This window comes from Coprococcus sp. HPP0074 (assembly GCF_964238105.1).
GTDB classification, from domain to species: Bacteria; Bacillota; Clostridia; order Lachnospirales; family Lachnospiraceae; genus Faecalimonas; species Faecalimonas umbilicata.
The window spans coordinates 42,003-65,223 of sequence record NZ_CAXSKS010000002.1 but is presented as its reverse complement, the minus strand read 5'-3'; the positions used below and the strand labels follow the sequence as shown (position 1 = coordinate 65,223).

The following is a 23,221-nucleotide window of genomic DNA, read 5'->3' as shown; positions in this document are numbered from 1 at the left end:
GATAAGTATCCGGTGAAACCGGCGGTCTCAAATGGAGCATTCATTCTGCAGGATTTTTCAAGGATTGATTATGCGACGATCGCATTGTATCCAAATCAGGCAGTCATTGAGTTTGAAAGTGTACAGACCGAGCTTCCATTTCAGGATGATGTTTTAAAGACAGCAGAATCTGCAAGTCCGTTTGCATTTGAATTTGATCATACAGAACAGATTATCATGAATAATAAGCAGATTGGCTGTGATATTTCACTGAGTCTTGGGGAGGAAGATGAGAAAAATTATCATGCACTCTTTGGGAATATGCCAATCTACTGTAATCTTGGTACAGCGGAACTAAATCTGAATACATTAAGTGGGGATGTTTCTGCGAAAGTACTTGTCAATGTTGCAATGTTATGCGATGGCATGGGACTGGAACTGCAGTGGAAAGAATGGAAGCTGAATGGCGTAGAACTGTATGCAGACTATCCGGTCAATACGACAATTTCGGGAGTTCCGGTAACCTTTTCAGATTTTTCACTTGGTGTGGAGGAAATCAGTTCGATGGACAAGCTGGATATCAGAGAACTTCTGAAACTGAAATACAAAGGAGGCTTTGAGGTGGCGGTGGCAAAGGTTTCCGAATTTAAGCCAGGGTTGGAAGAATGGGTCGGCGATGTAAGCCTTGCCTCTCTTGATCAGGTGTCTTTGGAATTCCAGTTGAGCAGAAAGTATATTTCGGTGGCAGCAACTGCAAAACTTCTGGAAGCAGTTCAGATCGGAGACTGTACACTGGAGCTTGGAGAAGGAATTTCTTATACAAATATGTTGCTTGGTATGCAGGGAGAAACAGTCAATGGCTTCCGGGGAGAAGTCGGAGTTGGAATCAAGATGAAGAAAGATAATTGTATGTTCAATGTCCGGGGAGCTGCGGAGCTTGCACTTACAAATAAAGTGTGTGGAATTGGGGCTTCCGGGGAGTTGGAGGCAAATGTATCCTGGTGGGTTTTGGCTTTGCAGACGCAGGCAAAAGGACAGGGATTTATCGGAGTCTATGAGCAGCATAACGGAGTGTGGGCATTCGGGCTGCATGGACAGACGAGTGATCCGGGAGATAAAGGCATTCATCTTGTATGGGCATCGGAAAATCCAAAACTTTCGAGCAAGACACTGAGTTAAGAAAAGGATATGAAAGAGGGAGCATGTATGGGAAAAAGGAAGAAAATAGAAAAACGACTTGCGGTGTATAAGAAAATGCAAAAAGGCTTTCTGCATATTCTGTTGATTGTTCTTGTCTGCTTTGGGATGGTACAGATGGGAGAACTCCAAGAAGTACAGGCAGCAAGATCGGATCTGATGACTCTGGAAGGAGAGAAAGATGTTGTTGTAATCCTCACTTATGATAAGGAAGCGCCGGAAGTTTCTATCACGGATCCTTCCGGGAAGGTGTATGCAAAAGAGAGTGATTTTGCGGCGGTACAAAAAGGGCAGGGGGCAGTTTACTATTATCTGCGAAATGCACCGGGAGGCACCTGGTACATAGATTACGATAAAAAGTCAAATAGCAAACTGGAAGTCCATGTCATGCCGTGGTATCAGGAAGTGGAGATACAATCTTTTGTGATGGAAGCGCCCAAAGAAGAGCGGATTCGAATTCAGGCAGAGGTGACTGCAGAGGAAAATATCGGATATACATATTATATTTATGCAGTGACGATGAACGGGGAGATGATTGACGGGAAGAAAGAGCTGAAAAGTGGTAGCGGTATAGCAAACCAGAAACTGGAAACAGAGGTAGATATTTCTTCGCTGCCCGATGGAGAAAATTATCGGTTGCAGATAGATGCAGTGGTCACAGATACTGATGAGACGGAACTCACCACATCGGCAGTTACTGGAGAAGGCTTTTCTGTGAAAGGACGTACAAAAGCAGGTGACGGGGCAAAACTTCGCACCGTACTGGACTATGCAGACAGTGCACTGGAGATCGACTGGACCAATGCCGAGGAATCCTGTGACCAGTGGGTGATCGGTGTGTTTCAGGGGAAAGATACAAAGGAACCTGTTTATGCAGAACAGCTTGATAGGGACAGCAAAGCGACGACTGTCAGCATTGATCTGGATGGAGAGGATCTGAAAGTAGAATTGTCCGCTATGAGCAATGGAAAAATCGTGGCTAAATATGATAGGATGATCTCATTAAATCCAGGGGTGACAGTTACGATTGACACACCGGAGCAGACCGGATCGACAACGGCAGAAGTTTCGTATGATGTTGGCGATAAGAAGGTGCAGGCAGAAATAGCAGTAGGAGAAAAGTCACAGAAGGTTCAGTGGGAAAAGAACGGAACAGCTGCATTTGAAATTGCAGATATGGAAACGCAGGAAATCTGTGTTGTCTATGGATGGGAAACCGGAAGTTTTTACCGGGTATCCAGACGGATCAGCACAGATGTTGTACCGCCAATGCTGGAGCTTTACGGAGTGGACGAGAATATCCGAGTGAAAGAAAAGGTGCTTCCGCTTTCTGGGAAAACAGACTCGGATGCTACTTTGAAAATAAATGGCAAAGAGCAAAAAATTGGGAAAGATGGGACATTTCAGATTTCCCTCAAACTAAAAAAAGGAGAAAATGCGATCACACTGACCGCAGCAGATCCACTTGGGAATCAGACATCCAGAACGATTCTTGTACAATATCAGAAGGAAGGTACAAAAGGGGAAAAAGCACCGCTTCCGGGAGACTTCTGGATTTTGGGAGGAACATTTCTTACTACGTTTCTGTGTGCGTTGCTCATGGGGATATTTGGAATCGTCTCTGGCAGAAAAGGGGGCAATATAAGAAAAATCTTCGCAGTGGCAAAAGGCTTCTGCGTCTGTGGAATATTGGGAGGGATAGCTGGCAGCGGCTGGTATCTGTACCGTTACTGGAAACTGACAGAGAAGATTTCAGGGAAAAATCTGACCGGGGTATTAAAGGCGGCTCCGGTATCTGATTTGACAAAGGTATTGGAACAAAGGCAGGAGTGTCTCAGACTTCTATGGATTCCGGCAATGGCAGCGGCAGTCTTTTTGCTTCTGTTACTTCTTCTTATCATTGGAGGAAGGGCAGCCCGAAAGGCACAGGAAAATCATAGAGAAAAAGCAGAACGAAAGAAAGCACAGAGAGAAGAACAGAAGCAGAAAACGAAAGAAGAAAAAGAACGATATTGTCCGTATTGCGGGGCGAAAAATTCCGCTGCGAGTAAATATTGCGGAAAATGCGGAAAATTGATGGAATAAAGAATACAAGGAGGAAAAAGAAATGCAGCAAAAAATTCATTTTGAATGTGATTACACGGAGGGAGCGCATCCGAAAATTTTGAAACGTTTGATGGAGACGAATATGGAACAGACAGTCGGATATGGAGAAGATCCTTATTGTCAGAAAGCGGCAGAACTGATCCGCGGACTTTGCAAAAAAGAGGAAGCAGCAGTCCATTTTCTTGTAGGGGGAACGCAGGCAAATCTGACAGTGATTTCAGCGCTCCTTCGCCCGCATCAGGCGGCAGTGTGCGTGGAAACCGGACACATTAATGTCCATGAGACAGGAGCAATCGAGGCGGTTGGGCATAAGGTGATATCCGTGCCGGGAAAAAACGGAAAACTGACGGCAGAAGATGTGGAGCGGGTATATCGATTACACTGGGAGGATGCCACTCACGAACATATGCCACAGCCAAAACTTGTCTATATTTCTAATCCGACAGAGATTGGAACAATTTATACAAAAGCGGAACTGGAAGCACTGCGGGCGGTATGTGATCGGTGCGGGCTGTATCTGTTTTTGGATGGAGCAAGACTGGGATATGGTTTGGCAGCGGAGGATAATAATCTGGATTTGGAAAGCATTGCGGCAAACTGTGATGTGTTTTATATCGGAGGGACGAAAATGGGAGCACTCTTCGGAGAGGCTGTTGTCATCTGTAATCCAAAACTGCAGGAAGACTTCCGCTATCTGATCAAACAAAAAGGCGGTATGCTGGCGAAAGGGCGGCTGCTTGGAATCCAGTTTTTGGAGCTTCTTCAAGATGGTTTGTATTTTGATTTGGGCGAACATGCGGTGAAACTTGCACAAAAACTTAGAGAAGGTTTACTCAACGCAGGTTACAAAATGCAGGACAGTACGACAAACCAGCAGTTTGTGATCGTTTCGGATGAGGAATTGAAAAAAATAGAAGAGAAATATTGTGTATCTTATATTGAACGGATTGGAGAAGATCAAAATGTGATCCGAATCTGTACAAGCTGGGCAACAACGGAAGAAAACGTAGAACAGTTTCTCCGTGATGCAGAGCAGATAAAGAAAGCGCTTTAAACTAACTCCATAGGAAGCATGTTCCTTTCCATGCTTCGTTAAAAAAAGAATCTCCCATAGAAATCACGGGTGTTTGCCAGACCGTGTCTGGCAAACATCGGATGTATGGGAGATTCTTCTAATTACGGAATGTCAGTGAAGTGTCTGTCATGGAATCGATGATTGCCAGCGATTCTAAGTGAACACCCTGAGAGCGGATCAGATCACCGCCATTTTGCATGCCTTTCTCAATGACAACTCCTGCACCTTCGATCGTAGCGCCGGAACCTTTTACAAGATCGATCAGCCCTAACATTGCACAGCCATTTGCAAGGAAATCGTCGATGATCAAAACGTGGTCGTCCTCATTTAAAAACTTCTTGGAGAGGATGACATCGTAAGTACGTTTGTGTGTGAAGGATTCTACTTTTGTGTGGTAGACTTCCCCGTCGATATTGATGCTCTGTGTTTTCTTTGCAAAGACAACAGGAACACCAAAATATTGTGCGACGATGCAGGCAATCCCGATCCCGGAAGCCTCGATCGTGAGAATCTTCGTGATTTTATCGCTTGGAAATCTTCTTCGGAATTCCTTTCCAATCTCATTGATCAGATCGATATCCATCTGATGATTTAAAAAACTGTCTACTTTTAATACATTTCCCGGTTTGACAACACCGTCTTTTAAGATTCTTTCTTTTAAAAGCTGCATGGTATAGTTTCCCTTCTCTTCGGTGATTTTTTGATTTATAAATCATCATACCGCAAGGGACGAGGATTTTCAACAAAAAATAACTGGAAAACAAAAGAAATTACAAATTGTGATATGAAGTAGAATGTGATAAAATAAATCTGTATGTAATAAAATGACGAAACAGCAAGGGAAATGCTGGAAGGAGGATTTTTTTGATAACGATAAACAGTTATGTAAAGCCGGAGAGTCTGGAAGAAGCATACGAGCTGAATCAGAAGCGTGCGAACAGAATTCTTGGAGGAATGATGTGGATGCGGCTCGGGAGCGGACGGGTACAGACTGCGATCGATCTGTCCGGCATGGGATTAGATCAGATAGAAGAATCAGAAGAGGAATTTAAAATCGGGTGTATGTGCACTCTGAGACAGTTGGAACTGCATAAAGGGATTAACCAATATACAGATGGGGCAGTAAGAGAGTGTGTAAGACATATTGTAGGCGTACAGTTCCGTAATCAGGCGACAGTCGGGGGAAGTATTTTTGGAAGATTTGGATTTTCCGATGTTCTGACATGTTTTCTGGCGATGGACTGCTATGTAGAATTGTATAAGGGTGGAATTGTACCGCTCAGAGAGTTTGTCTGTCAGAAGAGAGATCGTGATATTCTTGTGAATGTGATTATTCGAAAAGATGTAAGAAAGATCCGCTATGTTTCTTCCAGAAGAACGAAGACGGATTTCCCGGTAATTGCCTGTGGTGTGGCAAAAGCAGGAGAGGAATGGCAGGTATCGGTTGGAGCCAGACCGATGAAGGCAGTTCTTGTGACAGAGAAGGCTGATGGGAGAAATGCGGCTGAAATTGCAGAAAAGCTGACAGAGCAGGTTACATTTGGCAGCAACATGCGCGGAAGCAGTGAATACCGGAAAGCACTTGCAAAGGTTCTGATCCGCAGACAGATAGAAGCATTGATGGAGGAGTGTTAGAGATGGAAGTAAAGTTTATATTGAATGGAAAACAAACTACTGCCGACATCAAGGAAGATACCGTTCTACTTGATCTGCTTCGGGCAAAGGGCTGTTATAGTGTAAAATGCGGATGTGAGACGACAAACTGTGGTCTTTGTACGGTCTGGATTGATGGAACACCTTCTCTTTCCTGCTCTGTACTTGCGGCAAGAGTGGGAGGAAAAGAGGTAACAACACTGGAAGGCCTTCAGGAAGAAGCGGCAGAATTCGGCGCATTTCTGGCAGCAGAGGGGGCAGAGCAGTGTGGATACTGTTCGCCTGGATTTATTATGAATGTACTTGCGATGGTGCGAGAGTTAGAAGATCCGACGTTGGAAGAAGTAAAGGAATATCTGGCGGGAAATCTGTGCAGATGTACCGGGTATATGGGACAACTCCGCGCGATCAAGAAATATTTAGAGATGAAAAGGGGGACGAAGTAGTGAGTTTTGTAAATACAGCAGTGCCAAAGGTAGATGCTCCGGCACTTGTGACCGGAAAGCCGGTGTACACAGATGATATCGCACCGAAAGACTGTCTGGTCGTAAAGATTCTGCGAAGTCCTCATGCGCATGCGTTGATCGAGGAGGTTCAGACGGAAAATGCAAAAAAAGTTCCGGGGGTGGAATGTATCCTTACTTACAAGGATGTTCCGGATAAGCGTTTTACAATGGCAGGGCAGACATACCCGGAGCCAAGTCCTTATGACAGACTGATCTTAGATCAGAGAGTACGCTTTGTCGGAGATGCGGTGGCAATCGTCGCTGCGGAGACGAAGGAAGCGGCAGAACGTGCGATGAAACTGATCAAGGTCAAATATGAGGTGTTAGAGCCGGTACTTGATTTCCATCAGGCAAAAGACAATGCGGTTTTGATCCACCCGGAGGAAAACTGGAAGAGCCTTTGCCCGGTTGGCGCAGATAATAAGAGAAATCTCTGTGCCTGTGGAAGAGAGGAGCATGGAGATATCGATGCAGTTCTCGATGTGTGTGACTATGTAGTGGAAGGAACTTATCATACAAAAGCAAACCAGCAGGCAATGATGGAGACATTCCGCACATATACTTATATGGATACTTATGGAAGATTAAACGTTGTCTCCTCAACACAGATTACGTTCCATGTCAGAAGAATTCTTGCCAATGCACTGGATATTCCAAAATCAAAGATCCGTGTCATCAAGCCACGTATTGGAGGAGGCTTCGGAGCAAAGCAGACAGTTGTGACAGAAGTTTATCCTGCAATCGTGACGATGAAGACCGGAAAGCCGGCAAAACTTGTCTATACGAGAGAGGAATCCCAGATTGCCTCTACGCCGCGTCATGAAATGGAAGTGAAGGTTCGTGTCGGAGCAGACAAAGATGGTATCATCAAAGGAATTGATGTCTATACACTTTCCAACACAGGAGCATTCGGTGAGCATGGACCGACAACCGTAGGGCTGTCAGGACATAAATCCATTCCACTTTATGGAAAGACAGAAGCATTCCGGTTTGCTTACGATGTTGTTTACACAAATGTGATGTCTGCCGGGGCATATCGTGGATATGGTGCCACACAAGGATTGTTTGCGGTAGAGTCGGCAGTCAATGAACTTGCAGAGAAGATGGGGATCGATCCGGTTGCCCTCCGCGAGAAAAATATCGTGACAGAAGGTCAGGTGATGCCTGCGTACTATGGAGAAACAGCAAATAGCTGCGCGCTTGATCGTTGCCTGGAAAAAGCAAAAGAAATGATGCACTGGGATGAAAAATTCCCGGCAAGAGATCTCGGCAATGGGAAAGTCCGCGGAGTCGGTGTTGCGATGGCGATGCAGGGATCCTCAATCTCCAACGTGGACAATGCTTCTGTGGCAATCAAAGTCAACGATGATGGGTTCTACAGCTTGATGATCGGCGCTTCCGATATGGGAACAGGATGTGACACAATCCTTGCACAGATGGCGGCAGACTGCTTGGATTGTGAAATGGAAAATATTATCGTATCGGGAGTAGATACCGATGTATCCCCGTATGATTCCGGATCTTATGCATCCAGTACGACATATCTTACCGGAATCGCTGTGATGAAGACGTGTGAGACTTTAAAAGAAAAAATCCTGGCAAAAGGAGCTCAGTATCTGGAATGCAGCCGGGAAGAAGTCGATTTTGACGGAAAGAAGGTATTCTGCTTAAAGGATGGAAGAGAAATTTCTCTGATGGAGATTGGAAACCGCATTATGTGTAACAATGAGGATGCACTGTTTGCTTCTGAATCCTATTCTTCTCCAGTATCTCCGCCGCCGTTTATGGTCGGCATGGCAGAAGTGGATGTGGATCAGGAGACGGGAGAAATTGAGCTGGTAGATTACGTTGCAGTGGTAGACTGTGGTACCGTTGTCAATCCGTCTCTTGCAAGGGTACAGACAGAGGGCGGAATCGCGCAGGGAATCGGAATGGCTCTCTATGAAGATGTTGTATACAGTGAGAGTGGAAAGAATTTCAGCAATTCTTTTATGCAGTATAAGATTCCGAGCCGACAGGATGTAGGTACGATCCGTGTAGAGTTTGAGAGCAGCTATGAGCCAACCGGTCCGTTTGGTGCAAAATCCATCGGAGAAGTTGTGATCAACACTCCATCTCCGGCAATTGCACAGGCAGTATACAATGCATCCGGGGTTCGTGTGAAGGAACTTCCAATCACTGCGGAGAAAGTATACTGGGGTATGAAAAAATAGTGAAGATTCATGTGATTTTATTGGCGGCTGGAAACAGCCGCCGCTTTGGAAGTAACAAGCTGTTAAGTCTGGTTGAAGGAAAGCCGATGTACAGCCATCTGACCGAGAAGATTGAAAAGATTGCAGAGAGTCTTCCAATCGGAGAAAAAGTGCTTGTGACGCAGTATGAGGAAATTTTTGGAAGCATGAAAAAGGCACGATGGACGGTTGTTAGAAATGATGCACCAGAGGAAGGCGTTTCCTGGTCAATCCGACTCGGAATCCAAAGCATTTTAGGCAAAATCAGAAAAGGCGATGCAGTCAGCTTTTTTGTCTGCGACCAGCCATTTTTGAAGATGGAGACGATCGTTTCTTTTTTGAGCGGATATGCAGCGAGCGGAAAAGGAATTGGATGTCTGACTTATAAAGAACAATGGGGCAATCCCGTTGTATTTTCAGAAGTTTATTTGAAGGAATTGTTATCATTATCCGGGGATATCGGAGGGAAAAAGGTGATGAAGCGGCATTTGCAGGATACCTTTTTCGGAGAAGCAGCATCCAGGCAGGAGTTGGAAGACGTGGACTATGCACCAGAAAGCAAAATGTGTGAGCATACAGATGTGTGGAAAATCAAGCAGGGAGATCCTGTTTTTTTTGGCAGCCTTTGCAATGCAGTTGGGATTTTGCCGGGCAGAGATAAGATTATTTCTGTTGTCGGGGCGGGAGGAAAGACGACAACCTGTTACCGACTGGCAAAGGAATTAGCGTTGCTTGGACAAAAGGTCATTGTCACAACGACAACACATATGTGGAAGCCTGCAGAGAACTTTGTGGAGTGGAATGCAGAAAGCGAGTATGGCTCTTCCACTGATTTTTTTAGAGATTTTGCAGAGCGGTTGGAGCGGAAGCGGATCCTGACAGTAGGTGTTTCCTGCGGAAATGGAAAAATCTGTGGCATCCCTTCCGAAAGTTATGAAACGCTGTGCAGTCTGGCAGACGTACTGATCGTTGAGGCAGACGGGGCAAAAGGGAAGGACATTAAAATCCCTGCCGCACATGAGCCGGTGATCTTTCCGGGAACAGATATTGTGATAGGAGTGTTTGGATATCCGGCAGTTGGCCACTCCATCGAGGAGGCAGGTTTTCGTCCGGAGATGCTTGCAGCATTTCTCGGGAAAGGAACAGAAGAGAAAATAAAGTGGGAAGACCTTCTGTATATCGCGGGAAGTGATGAAGGTTTGAAAAAGAATGTGAAAGGAAGCTACACAGTCCTGATCAACCGGGTTCCTGCCGGGAGATTTCCGGATGGAGGACCGGAAGAGATCATATTTTGCGAACAGATCGAAATAGTATCAGAAAAAAACGATAGAGCAGATTAGAAATCAGAGACTGGGCAGTCGTTTTCCGTTTAAATTTGCAAAGGGGAGAAAGAGTATGATAGAAAAGGAGATATCTTCAGAAAGACTTCATTATCGAAAAATTACAGAGAGCGATGGGGCAGCGCTGCATGCCATTTTATCGGATCCATTGATCGCGGAGCCTGCCGGATATCAGGCGCTGGGATCCGAGGAGGAGTTTCGTGAGTTTTTTCAAAATTTAGTGGAAGATGAGAATGGAATTGCAATCCTTCTGGACCAGAAGGTGATTGGTTATTTTCGTATTTTTCCTGAAAAGATGGAAGAACAGCCTTATAAAGGGAAAAAGTGTGCAGGAGTCGGATTTGTTCTGGGGAAGGAATATCATAGGAAGGGGTATGGCACAGAACTGCTCCGGTTTTGGACAAAAAAGATTAAGCAGGAGTATGATTATTGCTTTGCAGATGCATTTACAGATAATCCGGCATCCAACGCACTGATCAGAAAATGCGGGTACACCTATGTCGAAGATTATACGATGTATTTTGAAAAACTGGGGAGAACGATGACCTGCCATAGCTATGTGATATAGACTGGGAGCCTTCGCGGGAAGAGAGAATGAAGGACAAAATAAAATATTTGGAACATAAAAATCAGGAAAGAAATTGTGATGTTGAGATAGATAAAAATAGATAGAAAAATGAGGAGGAGTTCAGATGAAAATAAGAGTTGCTGTAATTACAGCCAGTACAACTGGATATGCAGGGAAGCGGGAAGACATCAGCGGAGCGAAAATCTGTGAGATTGTGGAAGAAGCCGGAATGGAAGTCACATTCAAAAAGATTCTGCCGGATGACAGAGAGACACTTACAAAAGTGATGGCGGTGATCGCGGATAGCCAGATGGCGGATCTGATACTGACAACCGGTGGAACGGGATTTTCCAAAACAGACTGTACACCAGAGGCGACAACTGATATTTGTGAACGGCTTGTCCCGGGGATTCCGGAAGCAATGCGTGCGGCAAGTATGAAGTATACGAAACGTGCAATGCTTTCCCGCGCGGCGGCAGGGATCCGGAAGGAGACATTGATCATCAATCTGCCGGGAAGTCCGAAGGCGGTAGAGGAAAGTCTTGGGGAGATTTTGGGGGAAGTGATTCACGGCGTGGAGATTTTGACTGGACAGACTGCGGAGTGTGCGAGAAAATGAAAAAATTCATAGAAGGAGAGCGTCCGCTTCGTGTGTTGATCAAAGGGGCGGGAGATCTGGCAAGTGGGATCGCAGTTCGCTTATATCACAGTGGATTTCAGGTGATCATGACTGAGACCGGTGAGCCGACGACAATCCGTAGATACGTGGCGTTTTCCAGAGCCGTCTATGAGTCTGAAGCCGAGGTGGAAGGAATTATTGCAAAGTGTGTATCGACAAAAGAAGCGCTGGAAAGCTGTCTGGAACAGCAGAAAATCCCGGTCATCACAGATCCGACTTGTGTGCATATGGACTGGTATCAGCCAGATGTGGAGGTAGATGCGATCCTTGCAAAGAGAAATCTTGGAACGAAGATCGAGGATGCTCCCATTGTTATCGGAGTTGGTCCTGGATTTACAGCCGGGATGGACTGTCATTTTGTCGTGGAAACAAAGCGGGGACATGATCTTGGAAGAGTGATCACAGAAGGAACGGCAATTCCGAACACTGGAGTGCCGGGGGTGATTGCAGGTTATGCAAAGGAGCGGTTGATCTGTGCTTCCGGGGAAGGGAGATTTGAACCGAAGGCAGAGATTGGTGATTGCGTAGAGAAAGGACAGCTTGTGGCAATGTGCGGAAAGAATCCGGTCTACGCACAGATGAGTGGAATGATCCGTGGGATGCTCCCGGAAGGAATTGTTGTATCAAAAGGAATGAAGTGCGGGGATATTGATGCGCGCAGGGAATACGCTTACTGCTTTACGATTTCTGATAAAGCAAGAGCGGTCGGAGGTGGTGTCCTTGAGGCAATCCTCCGTGGAAGAAAGCAGATTGCAGAAAATAGAAACAGGGCATTTGATGCATGACAGCCAAAGGAAAAGTTGCGCGAAAAGGGAGAACAGGAGAAGCGAAATGAGTTATTTTCCAATGTTTATAGATATAGAAGGAAAGCATATCCTCGTAGTCGGGGCAGGGAAGATTGCACTCCGGAGGGTGCAGACATTGTTGCAGTTTCGTGCGCGCATCAAGGTGATTGCAAAAGAGATCCCGAAAGAACAAAAGGAGGCATTTCATCTGCTTGTATCTGAAGGGAAAATTGTATTAGAAGAAAAAGCATTTGAAGAGAGTGATCTGACGGAAGCACTTTTTCTGGTGCTGGCGGCGACAAATGTAAAAAAGTTAAATCATGAGATTTGTATGCTGTGCCGTAAGCGGAAGATTCTGGCGAATACTGCAACGGACAGAACTGATTGTGATTTCTATTTTCCGGCAGTGGCAGTCCAGGAGGAACTTGTCGTGGGAATTACGGGAGATGGAAGTGATCACAGGAAGGTTGCAGAGACGGCAGCAAGGATAAGAAAAGTTTTGGAGATGGAACATGAAGAGAAAAATCAGAGTAGGCAGCAGAGAGAGTAAGCTGGCGGTAGTACAGTCGGAGATGATCATACAGGAACTAAAAAAGTTACATCCGCAGTTAGAGATAGAATTGGTGACGATGAAAACGACCGGAGATAAGATTCTTGACAGAAGTCTGGATCAGATCGGAGGAAAAGGACTTTTTGTAAAAGAACTGGATCGCGCACTTTTGGATGGGGAAATTGATCTGGCGGTGCACTGTCTGAAAGATATGCCGATGGAGACACCAGAGGAACTTCCGATTCTTGCATATTCCAGGAGAGAGGATCCGCGGGATGTACTTGTGCCTGCAAAAGGAAAAGAAAACTGGAATGGTCAGGGTGTAATCGGGTGTTCGAGTTTCCGGAGAAGGATACAGCTACAGAAGTTATACCCGGATGCAGAAGTCAGAGGGATCCGGGGCAATATCCAGACACGACTTCAGAAACTGGACAGCGGACAGTATGATGTCCTTGTGCTTGCGGCGGCAGGATTAAAGAGACTCGGACTCGAAGAGAGGATCGAGCGGTATTTTTCTCCAGAAGAGATTCTTCCGGCAGCAGGGCAGGGGATTCTTGTCGTGCAGGGAAGAGAAGAGATGCGGGAACTTGTGAAAGAACTTCAGCCTGAGGAGATGGAAGTGATCGCTGAAAATGAGCGGGCATTTGTGCGAAGGCTGGATGGCGGGTGCAGTTCTCCGGTGGCGGCATATGGAAGAATAGAACAGGATGAATTGGTTCTGACTGGCCTATATTATGAAGAAGATACAGGAAACTATGTAATTGCGACGAAGCGGGCAGAGGTCCGGGCGTCAGCACATTTAGGATGGGAGCTTGCGGATGAATTACGAACAAAACACTAAGAAGCAGGGGAAAGTATGGCTTGTTGGAGCAGGACCGTCGGATCAAGAACTTCTGACTGTCAAAGGGAAACGTCTGCTTTCGGAAGCAGATGTCATTGTCTATGACAGACTTGCAGGGCAGGGTGTGCTTACTTATGGGGCAGAACATGCAGAATATATTGATGTAGGAAAACATTCCGGGAATCACCGGGTGAGACAAAGTGAAATCAACCAGATTCTCGTAAGAGAAGCGATGGAAGGGAAAAAAGTTGTCCGTTTAAAAGGTGGCGATCCGTTTGTGTTCGGGCGCGGCGCGGAGGAGGCGGAAGAACTAAAGAAGGCGGGAATTCCGTTTGAAATTGTTCCGGGAGTGACATCGGCAGTATCGGTTCCTGCATACCAGGGAATTCCGGTCACACACCGGGATGCTGCTTCTTCGCTGCACATTATTACGGCACATAAAAAGGAAGGGCATGAGCCGGACGAGATTCCATTTCGGGAACTGGCGGGTGTGAAAGGAACGCTGGTGTTTCTGATGGGAGTCTCTACACTGCCGTTTTTATGTGCAAATCTAATCCGGGAGGGAATGGATCCGCAGACACCTGCGGCAATTTTGGAGCGGGGAACGACAGCAAGACAGCGGAAGATCACAGGTACCTTGGAAACTTTAGAAGCACTTGCAAAAGAGACAAAGATTCAGACTCCTGCAATTATTGTTGTGGGAGAGGTATGCGCCTGCAGATCATTGGAATGGTATGATAAACGACCATTGGCGGGAATGAAGATCATGGTGACAAGACCGAAGGAGCAGAGCAGCCGTCTGGCAGGAATGTTGCGGGAAGAAGGGGCGGAGGTGTTGGAAGCGCCTGCAATCCGCATTGTGCCGGAGGTGGAAAACGAAAGAGTTTCGCAGGTGCTTTTTCACATCCAGAAATACCAGTGGATCGTGTTTACCAGTCCAACCGGTGTAGAAGTGTTCTGGAGCGCATTGCGGCAGCATCGCGTGGATGTGCGAAGCCTTTCTCACCTTCGGATCGCGGTGATTGGAAGCGGAACTGCGCGCGCGTTGGAAGCACATGGAATGTATGCGGAACTGATGCCGGAAGTTTATGATGGAGAGCACCTTGGAGCAGCACTTGGGGAGGTACTTTCTGATGAACATATTTTGATTCCGCGGGCAAAGATTGGAAATCCGGAGTTGATCCGTGAGATTAAAAAGAGAAGCGAGGCAGTCATAGAAGACCTTCCGATTTACGATACGCATTATGAGGCATATGGATTTATCAATTACCAGGAAGAATTTGAGCAGGGGAAGACCGATTATGTGATGTTTACAAGTGCATCAACAGTAAGAGGTTTTGCACAGGCGGCAAAAGGACTTGATTTTTCCAAAGTACAGGCACTTTGTATCGGGAAACAGACAAAGGCAGCAGCGGATCACTATGGCATGCAGACATTTATGGCAGAGCAGCCGACACTGGAGGCGATGGTGGCGCTTGTAAAAGAAAGGAAGAGGACATGGTAAAGATTACTTATATTTCTCATAGCTGCTTTGCGGTGGAGCAGGAGCACAGCGTACTTGTATTTGATTATTATCAGGGGGAACTTCCGCTTTGGAATCCAGAGAAAACAATCTATGTGTTTGTAAGCCACAGACATTATGATCATTTTTCCAAGGAAATCTTTCGGTGGACAGAGCAGTATCCGAAGATTAAATACATTTTATCCGATGATATTTCTGAAGCGTCATATGATGCAAGTGAGATTTGCAGATCCGACTTGACAAGAATCGCACCGAATCAGACAGAGACAATTGGAAATTGTGTAATAGAAACATTCCGTTCCACAGATGAAGGAGTCGCATTTCTTGTGTCGTGCGAAGAAAAACTTTTTTATCATGCAGGGGATCTGAACTGGTGGCACTGGGAAGAAGAATCTACATTGTACAACGAAACAATGAAGGAAAGATACCAGTCAGAGATCGGGAAATTGAAAGAAGCATTGTCAGGGAAGACGATCGATGTAGCATTTCTTGTACTGGATCCAAGGCAGGAAGATGCATATGCCCTTGGAATGGAGCATTTTCTATTAGAAATTCCAGTGCAGTTTGCGGTTCCGATGCATCTGTGGGAGGAGTATGCGCTGGCGAAACAGTATGTGGAAACTTATGGACAGACACATGAGAAAACAAGATTTTGGTGTGTCAGCGGCAAAGGGGAAGAAGTCATTTTGCCGGAAGAAGCGTAGGGAAAGTAAAAACTGTCTGAGAACAGCATAGAAAAAGCAGGATCTGTTTGTGGACAGAAGGAAGGAGGGGTAGTATGGGACAGGATATTTTACTGCTTTTGATCATTTTTGTGCTGATCATAGTATTTTTGTATCAGATTTCGGCAAATGCCAAGAAAAGAGAGCGATATTTAAAGAACACATGGAAAGAAGCGTGGGGTACCGCTTCGGAGAAAGAATATGACCGTACAAAGTATGAGTCCATTTCTCATTATTTTCAGCAGCAGCTGCGAAAGGGAAAGATCACAGAGCCGTATGTAGATGATATTACATGGAACGATTTGGATTTGGATGAGGTCTATCAGGTGATGGATCACACAACTTCCTCGGTGGGAGCAGAGTATCTGTACTATCTTCTGCGGACTCCGGTGCTTTCGGCAGAGAAATTGAAGGAACGAGATCGCCTGATGGAGTTTTTCACCAAAAATGAGGAAGAGAGGCTCCGCCTGCAATATCTGTTCTATGAGATCGGAGGAATGCCGAAATATTCTGTGAGCGATTACATTGACCGTCTGGAGGATGTCAGACGTGAAAAAAACAGCAGACATTATCTGGCAATTGCAGCGATTGCTGTCGGAGTCGGTGCGCTGCTGGCAGCTCCCGGGGTTGGGATGATCTTGCTTATAGCGGCGGCAGTCTGGAATATCAAAAGTTATTTTGTGAGAAAAAGTGAGATTGAACCATATATCGCCACCTTTTCTTATCTGATCCGGGTTCTTCGGGCAGCAGAGGCATTGGGGAAGGAAAAAATCCCGGAGATACAGTTTTATCTTGACAAACTACATAAGATTCGGGAAGAAATGAATGTATTTCTGAAACATTCCCATGTGCTTGTGGCAGGGAGAGGTGCGACTGGATCGATGGTCGATGCAGTACTTGATTATATCCGGATGTTGTTTCACATTGACTTAATCAAATTCAATTCGATGCTGGAAATGGCAGAAAAAAATAGAGGGAAAATTGAAGAAGTGATCCAAATTATCGGATATTTGGACAGTATGATCAGCGCGGCATCTTTCCGTACATTTCTTCCTTATTATGAGAAACCGAATTTTACAGAAGGAAAGAAGGCAGAAATCTATCTGGAAAATGTATATCATCCACTGCTGGCAGATCCGGTGGCAAATTCTGTTATAGCGCACCGAAGTATTCTTCTGACTGGATCCAATGCATCTGGAAAATCTACTTTCTTAAAGACCGTGGCAATCAATACGGTGCTGGCGCAGACGATTTTTACCTGCCCGGCGGCAAAATATGAAGCGCCGTTTTTTCAGATCTATTCTTCGATGGCTCTGCGTGACAACTTGCAGGGGAATGAAAGCTACTACATTGTGGAAATCAAGTCATTGAAAAGGATTTTAAATCATGTAAACGAGGATGTTCCGATGCTGTGTTTTGTGGATGAGGTGCTGCGTGGAACGAACACTGTCGAGCGAATCGCGGCCTCCGCACAGATCTTGAAAAGTCTTGCAAAAGAAGGTGTGATTTGTTTTGCGGCAACGCATGATATTGAATTGACACATCTGCTGGAGAACTGCTATGACAATTATCATTTTCAGGAGACAATCATGGATGAGGATATCCTGTTTGATTATTGCCTGCAAAAGGGGAGAGCAGTATCACGCAATGCGATCAAACTTCTTCGGTTGATCGGATATGAAGATCGGATTACAGATGAGGCAGAGAAAATGGCAGAAGAATTTTTAGCAACGGGGAACTGGACCAGACAGGAGGAAAGAATATGCATGTAAAGATTTATACAGATGGGGCAGCCAGAGGAAATCCGGACGGACCGGGAGGATACGGAACTGTGCTCGAGTATGTAGATAGAAAAGGAGAATTACATACAAGAGAACTGTCCGGTGGTTACAGAAGGACAACGAACAACCGGATGGAGCTGATGGCGGTGATCAAAGGATTGGAAGCGCTGAACCGTCCGTGCAGCGTTGAGTTGTATTCGGATTCCAAATATGTGGTGGATGCGTTTAATCAACACTGGATCGATGGATGGATCAAGAAAGGCTGGAAGCGCGGGAAAAATGAGCCGGTCAAAAACGTGGATTTGTGGAAACGGCTTCTGACAGCCAAGGAACAACATCAAGTTACTTTTATCTGGGTGAAAGGACATGATGGACATCCGCAGAACGAGAGATGTGACACACTGGCGACGACTGCGGCAGATGGGACCGATCTTATGATAGATGAAGGGGTTTTGTAAAGAGTTAGAAAAAGAGGGATGGCGGACAATGCAGATGCAAAGTCGGACCATCCCTCCTTTTTCTATGGCGAGATTTTGAAATCTGTTTCTGCCGGCATGAATCTAGATTCAAATTCGGAAATAGGCATTGGTGCTCCGAATAAGTATCCCTGTGCAGAAGGACATCCCATAGAGGTGAGGAGTGCTGCCTGTTCTTCATTTTCGATGCCCTCAGCGATGACTTCTACCGGAAGTTCTTTGCACATTTGAATTACATGCTTGATGATCGTCTGATTAGATGCTCTGAAACACAGTGTCTGAATCAGACTGCGGTCAAGTTTTAGAACGTCAAAATCCATGTGGGTGAGAATGGACAAGTTTGTATATTTTGTGCCGAAATCATCGAGGGCAATTGTGAATCCGGCCTGCCGTAGCTGGTGGCTGAGTGTCAGGAGAACATCGCAATCTTTCTCTTCGATAGTCTCGGTGATTTCAATTTGGATCAAAGAAGGTGAAATTTGGTAAGTGTGTACCAGTTCAAGCAGGGAAGGAAGGATTTCTTCTTCCATCAGTGTAATTCTAGAAAAATTGATGGAAATAGGAAATGTTTTATGTCCTTCCTGTTGCCAGCGCCCGAGAAGACGGCACGCTTGTTCTAAAACAAATAGATCGATATAGCGGATTAGGTGCTCTTTTTCTAGTGGTGGAATAAAAAAATCAGGTGCTATCAAGCCGCGTTCCTCGTGGCGATACCGGATCAATGCCTCAGCTCCGATAAGTTTTCTTGAGGAGAGATCTACTTTGGGTTGAAGGTAGATGAGGAATCGTTCTTCTTTTAAGTCGCGCAATGTTTGTTGCAGGATAGTAGGACGATGCCGTTTGGCAAAATAAGGTGTTTCCATGTAATATTTTTGCTTTTCTTCCATCATCGAATCTTCTGCAAGAGATTTGAGTATGGAAAAATCTACTTCTTTTTGCATCCAGTGGTAGCCAAAGGAAATCCCGTCATGTCTCAGAACGATGGGATCTGCCTGTAATAGTGAAATCTGTTGATAAAAATATTTGCCGGAAGCATTTTCGCAGATAATACAAAATTCATTTCCGCTGAGACGGAAGTGATAGGCATCTGGGAAATATTCTCGAAAAACACGAGCAGTGTCCAGAAGCACCTGATTGCCAAAGGAATATCCCATCGTATTGTTAATCTGTTTGAAACCATTGATATCCGCAAGCACAAGTCCTACGGAGGAGAGTTCTTCAAAATGCCGTTTTTTAGTATAAGAAGAAAAACTTGCAAGATTGTAAAGGCCGGTTAGTGCATCATGCCAGAAGTTATAGTCTAGTTTTTTCTCCGCATCGATACTATGCAGCCGATTTGTGAGAAGATGACATACCAGACGAAGAAAATGTAACTCATTGCCACAGGTATGCGGGTTGGATAAAATCAGGCAGGCATTTTTAGGGTGTTCAGCGGAGAAAGAAAAACCAAGCATCTGCCGGATTTCGTAACGTTCCAGAAGTCGCATTTCCTCCGGATAGTTTGGGCGGAGCATTTCAATATCCGGGATGTGGATGATATCATTTGTGTAAAATAAGTCCTGAATAAATGCGTATTTTTCAATTTGAGTCAGTTGGACCAATGCACTTTGGGAAATAGAGTTTTCGTAATGCCAAAGGCATTTGAAATGATAAGAATTTCCCGTATGGGCAGGATAAATCAGACAGACATCATCCGCCTGATAAAATTTGCCGAGTGTTTGTGCGGCTACCTGGAGGATCTCTTTTGTTCCGGACAGAGATTCCAGCAGAGAAGCATATTCTGTTAATGCGATAGAAAATCTTTGCTGGATTCCGTTCAATTTTAGATCCGTAATATCGATTGCAAGCTCCATGCGCACTTTACGGTGATTCCATGTGATAAATTTATCTTTGAGCAGGTAATCACGGTTCAGGAGTCGGTGGTGGTGTTCCCAGATGACCGGCTTTTGATCCAAAAGGTGATTTGTGCAAAATGGGCATGGTTTGTGTTCTCCTTGAAGTACTTCGTAGCATTTTTTTCCAATGGGATCATTGCCGGATAATCCTAAAATGTCACGGACTTGCGGAGAAACGTAGAGGAGTTCATAGGTGTATGGATCACTCAGATATGTAATATCCTCCAGATTTTCAATCAACGCATGGAAGATTTCCTGTGACCATGCAGGATCCTCCGGTTCCATAACAATTTCACTTTTAGGAATACCATTTTGTTCGGGTAGATGCATGACTGAAGTATAGAAGGTAAAACAGTTGCGCCCACGTGCTCTTGAGTGATAAAGAGCGATATCCGCTTTTTCATACAGTACTTCAAAGTCAAATCCATAGTTCGATGTGAGGCAGATTCCCATACTATATGTAAGAATACCGCGGAAAGGTACTACGGTATATCGAAGCTTTTCTAACTTTTGGATCAGAAAGTCTTTCGAAGGGATATTTTTAATAAAGGCAATGAACTCATCTCCGCCGATTCGCCCGATGATATCGTCCGAACGGAAATGCTGCTGAATTCGTTTTGCCGTTTCTTTTAGCACCTTGTCTCCGCAAGCGTGTCCATGGAGATCATTGATCTTTTTAAAGTGATCAAGGTCAATGATGATAAATGCGTGGCAGGCATCGGGAGAACTTGCTTCTAATTGGCTGCGGATCAATGTCTCAGCAGCTCCCTTGTTATATAGCTTGGTCAGAGGATCCAGCCGGGAGGCGTTTTCAAGAGTCAGCCGCTCTCTTTTTGCTGCATCAATGTCATGTAAGTAGAGAAGACAGCGGATATCTCCGGAAACAGGGTCTTTCATCATATGGGCAGTTGTTTCTACCCAGCAAGTCTTTCCAAAATTCGTCAAATGACGATATTCTAATTTGAGTTCCTGAATCCCGTTGGCATAATTTGCAAGAAGATTTTTACGCGAAAAAGTTTCCAGAAATTTGGGATAATCTTTCCGATGAATATTTTTGATTCCTTCGACTCTTAGATATTGGTCATAAGAGCGGCAGAGGTGTTCCATCAATTCTTGGGTATTCATCTCGGAGAGGGTGTCGATGATACCTTCGGTCAGGTTGATTTCCGCGTAAAACAGAGTATCTGCAAGCAGAGCACGTCGGTAAGTTTCTTCTTTGAGATAAGCATATTCCATTTCTTTATGCTGAGTAATATTTTCCACGACACCAATGGCACGGACCGGTTTGTGCTGACCATTGAAAACAGTTGTCATTGTGATCGTATTCCAGTAATATTTTCCGTCTGCTGCTAAGATTTCTACGGTGCAGCTGCTGTGAGGACTTCCTTGCTGGATTTCTCTGTACATGGAAAGAAAAGCGGCAGCATGTTTGCGAGGAATGATCTTAGAACGCAAAAAACTTTCCGGAACATCATTCATGATTTCCGGCAGTCCATAGAGGTGCATTGTTTCTTTCGAATGGACCACTTGTTTTTTTTGAATATGATAGTCAAAGATCACACTCTGTGTCTGTGTGACAGCAATCCGGAAACGCTCTTCGTTGATAGCAAGTTCCTGTTCAGATAGTCGGCGCTTTGTGATATCGATGATGACGCAATTTAAAGTGGGAACTCCTTTCCGAGAATGGCTGAAGGCACCGTTTGTCAGAAGATAGCGTATGGAACCGTCCTTGTGAAAAATTCTTTGTTCAAATTCAAAATGAGATTCTTGACTTCGGTAAGTACGCTCGATGATTTCCATAATAGACGTTGCATCCTCAGGAAGGATCGTGGCAATTAGCTTGTTGCCCAGTTGTGTCTGCATTTCTGCAGAAGTGTATCCATATAGCTGATAGAAGCTATCGTTTCCATAAAGAAGTGTGAAATCCTGATCCATCAAAATTTTACAGACTCCACCGGGAATGTTATGGGTAAGTTCACTCAGCTCTTGCTGCAGTTCAATGGTATCAGTGATATCCAGACAGATACTTGCTACAAATTCGGAATTTTTATGGAAAAACTTCTTTCCTTGACCGATGACCCAGATAAAAGAACCATCTTTTTTTAACATTCTATATTTAATTTCGTACGTCTGGTCTTCGTTTAGAGCAGACAAAACAGTGTCTGTTGTATACTCCCGATCATCTGGATGGATGCCGTTGATCAGTTTATTTTTAATAAACGTACAATATTCCTCGCGGCTCTCAAAGCCAAGAAGGTGCAGCAGTTGATCGCTGATGAAATGAAAAGGGAATCCTTCTCCGGTATAGCCGCAGAGGAGTCCACCGGAAATTGAGCCTTTGAGAAACTCAAAAAGATCCTGGTGGAGCAGGCTGGAGAGGGAAGAAATCTGATGATCTGTCATGGGTATTGCCCTGCCTTTATTTGTTATAATGATTGCCCGGAAAGAAGAGTTTAAAATCTTCCTTCCGGTTCTTGTTTTGTTGTTTGAAATGTCTCTGGATATCATACCATATTGCAGGCGTCGGGGCAATGACTAGAAATTGCAGAAGCAGGGGCTGGCAAAATAAATTATTTGCGGCAGGCAGTGATAAATGAAGCAAACAGATCACGCATGACAGGAGAAGTACGGTACATACATTCCGGGTGCCATTGGACTCCAAGGGCAAATGGATGAGCGGAAAGTTCGATTGCCTCGATGATGCCGTCAGAAGTCCGGGCAGTTGGGACGAGCCCTTTGCCGAGTGAGTCGACTGCCTGATGATGGAAACTGTTTGTATAGAGGGACGAACCTGTGATGGAGGAGAGAATACTTCCTTTTGCGACCAGTACTTTATGGCTGATTTCACTTCTAGAGGCGGAAAGCTGCATATGATTGATGGGTGCGTGGAGTGAGGTATCGATATCTTGGAGAAGCGTTCCTCCACAGGCTACATTTAAGACCTGCATTCCACGGCAGATGGCAAGCAGGGGCTTTTTTGTTTTTAGAATGGCGCGCAGAAGGCGAAGTTGAAAAATATCCAGTGTGATGTTGGTTGCCCCCAGTCCTTTTGCCGGTTCTTTTCCAAACAGAAGTGGGGTGATGTCGTTTCCACCGCAGAAGAGGAAACCGTCACAGAGAGAACAATATGTCTGAAGTGCCTCGTCAGAACGCACGAGTGGGAGCAGAAGAGGGACTCCTTTTGCATATTTTATGGATTGAATGTAAGCATTAGTTACAAATTGGCGGTCATCCATCAGACCGCAGACAATAATTCCGATTACTGGTTTCATAGTACACATCCTTATGTTTTTTATTATAGGATAGGTATGTTTC

At 45.1% G+C, this 23,221-nt stretch carries 19 protein-coding genes; 16 read left to right on the top strand and 3 right to left on the bottom strand.

The window, feature by feature from the left end:
* The first annotated feature begins 12 nt into the window (after positions 1-12).
* From ACESPO_RS02880 to ACESPO_RS02870, 3 genes are read left to right on the top strand one after another with little or no spacing between them, the layout of a single operon-like run.
* On the top strand, positions 13-1,158 hold the full coding sequence (locus ACESPO_RS02880) for a hypothetical protein (protein ID WP_499788442.1): 1,146 nt from the start codon (positions 13-15) through the stop codon (positions 1,156-1,158).
* Between the two features lie 27 nt (positions 1,159-1,185).
* The gene (locus ACESPO_RS02875; RefSeq protein WP_270666458.1) at positions 1,186-3,261 is read left to right on the top strand and encodes a zinc ribbon domain-containing protein; all 2,076 of its coding nucleotides are present in this window, start codon (positions 1,186-1,188) and stop codon (positions 3,259-3,261) included.
* A gap of 22 nt (positions 3,262-3,283) precedes the next feature.
* Positions 3,284-4,336, top strand: a complete 1,053-nt coding sequence (locus tag ACESPO_RS02870; protein ID WP_270666459.1) for a threonine aldolase family protein — start codon at positions 3,284-3,286, stop codon at positions 4,334-4,336.
* 118 nt (positions 4,337-4,454) lie between these two features.
* On the opposite strand, the gene ACESPO_RS02865 is transcribed toward ACESPO_RS02870, so the two are convergent.
* Positions 4,455-5,027, bottom strand: a complete 573-nt coding sequence (locus ACESPO_RS02865) for a xanthine phosphoribosyltransferase (RefSeq protein ID WP_008976065.1) — start codon at positions 5,025-5,027, stop codon at positions 4,455-4,457.
* A 194-nt stretch (positions 5,028-5,221) separates the two neighbouring features.
* Between ACESPO_RS02865 and ACESPO_RS02860 the strand changes: the two genes are divergently transcribed.
* The 13 genes from ACESPO_RS02860 to rnhA all read left to right on the top strand — a co-directional run bounded on the left by ACESPO_RS02860 (position 5,222) and on the right by rnhA (position 17,993).
* Positions 5,222-5,992: an FAD binding domain-containing protein gene (locus tag ACESPO_RS02860; RefSeq protein ID WP_016439121.1), complete on the top strand. Its 771-nt coding sequence runs from the start codon at positions 5,222-5,224 to the stop codon at positions 5,990-5,992.
* Positions 5,993-5,994: 2 nt separating this feature from the next.
* Positions 5,995-6,456 (top strand): (2Fe-2S)-binding protein, encoded by a 462-nt coding sequence (locus ACESPO_RS02855; RefSeq protein WP_016439120.1) that lies wholly within the window; start codon positions 5,995-5,997, stop codon positions 6,454-6,456.
* A complete protein-coding gene (locus tag ACESPO_RS02850; RefSeq protein ID WP_270666460.1) occupies positions 6,456-8,729 on the top strand; it encodes a xanthine dehydrogenase family protein molybdopterin-binding subunit in 2,274 nt (757 codons plus the stop codon). Before ACESPO_RS02855 ends, ACESPO_RS02850 begins: the two co-directional genes overlap by 1 nt.
* Complete coding sequence (gene yqeC, locus ACESPO_RS02845; protein ID WP_270666462.1) at positions 8,729-10,087, top strand: selenium cofactor biosynthesis protein YqeC; 1,359 nt, start codon at positions 8,729-8,731, stop codon at positions 10,085-10,087. The genes ACESPO_RS02850 and yqeC overlap by 1 nt, the downstream gene beginning before the upstream one ends.
* Positions 10,088-10,142: 55 nt before the next feature.
* Complete coding sequence (locus ACESPO_RS02840) at positions 10,143-10,655, top strand: GNAT family N-acetyltransferase (RefSeq protein WP_178026045.1); 513 nt, start codon at positions 10,143-10,145, stop codon at positions 10,653-10,655.
* Positions 10,656-10,779: 124 nt separating this feature from the next.
* A complete protein-coding gene (locus ACESPO_RS02835) occupies positions 10,780-11,274 on the top strand; it encodes a MogA/MoaB family molybdenum cofactor biosynthesis protein (RefSeq protein WP_499788441.1) in 495 nt (164 codons plus the stop codon).
* On the top strand, positions 11,271-12,119 hold the full coding sequence (gene yqeB, locus ACESPO_RS02830) for a selenium-dependent molybdenum cofactor biosynthesis protein YqeB (RefSeq protein WP_270666464.1): 849 nt from the start codon (positions 11,271-11,273) through the stop codon (positions 12,117-12,119). Before ACESPO_RS02835 ends, yqeB begins: the two co-directional genes overlap by 4 nt.
* Positions 12,120-12,165: 46 nt before the next feature.
* On the top strand, positions 12,166-12,669 hold the full coding sequence (locus ACESPO_RS02825) for a precorrin-2 dehydrogenase/sirohydrochlorin ferrochelatase family protein (RefSeq protein WP_117576242.1): 504 nt from the start codon (positions 12,166-12,168) through the stop codon (positions 12,667-12,669).
* Positions 12,632-13,510 (top strand): hydroxymethylbilane synthase, encoded by an 879-nt coding sequence (hemC, locus tag ACESPO_RS02820; RefSeq protein ID WP_270458419.1) that lies wholly within the window; start codon positions 12,632-12,634, stop codon positions 13,508-13,510. Before ACESPO_RS02825 ends, hemC begins: the two co-directional genes overlap by 38 nt.
* Positions 13,488-15,014, top strand: a complete 1,527-nt coding sequence (gene cobA, locus ACESPO_RS02815) for a uroporphyrinogen-III C-methyltransferase (RefSeq protein WP_016439111.1) — start codon at positions 13,488-13,490, stop codon at positions 15,012-15,014. The genes hemC and cobA overlap by 23 nt, the downstream gene beginning before the upstream one ends.
* Entirely contained in the window at positions 15,008-15,736 is a 729-nt protein-coding gene (locus ACESPO_RS02810) for an MBL fold metallo-hydrolase (RefSeq protein WP_270458415.1), read from the top strand. The genes cobA and ACESPO_RS02810 overlap by 7 nt, the downstream gene beginning before the upstream one ends.
* Before the next feature lie 74 nt (positions 15,737-15,810).
* A complete protein-coding gene (locus ACESPO_RS02805) occupies positions 15,811-17,526 on the top strand; it encodes a MutS-related protein (RefSeq protein WP_009262652.1) in 1,716 nt (571 codons plus the stop codon).
* On the top strand, positions 17,517-17,993 hold the full coding sequence (gene rnhA / locus ACESPO_RS02800) for a ribonuclease HI (RefSeq protein WP_008976053.1): 477 nt from the start codon (positions 17,517-17,519) through the stop codon (positions 17,991-17,993). Before ACESPO_RS02805 ends, rnhA begins: the two co-directional genes overlap by 10 nt.
* A gap of 62 nt (positions 17,994-18,055) precedes the next feature.
* On the opposite strand, the gene ACESPO_RS02795 is transcribed toward rnhA, so the two are convergent.
* Together ACESPO_RS02795 and ACESPO_RS02790 are read right to left on the bottom strand one after the other, a co-directional pair.
* Entirely contained in the window at positions 18,056-22,309 is a 4,254-nt protein-coding gene (locus ACESPO_RS02795) for an EAL domain-containing protein (RefSeq protein WP_499788440.1), read from the bottom strand.
* A gap of 167 nt (positions 22,310-22,476) precedes the next feature.
* Entirely contained in the window at positions 22,477-23,178 is a 702-nt protein-coding gene (locus ACESPO_RS02790) for a gamma-glutamyl-gamma-aminobutyrate hydrolase family protein (RefSeq protein ID WP_009262650.1), read from the bottom strand.
* Positions 23,179-23,221 lie beyond the last annotated feature (43 nt).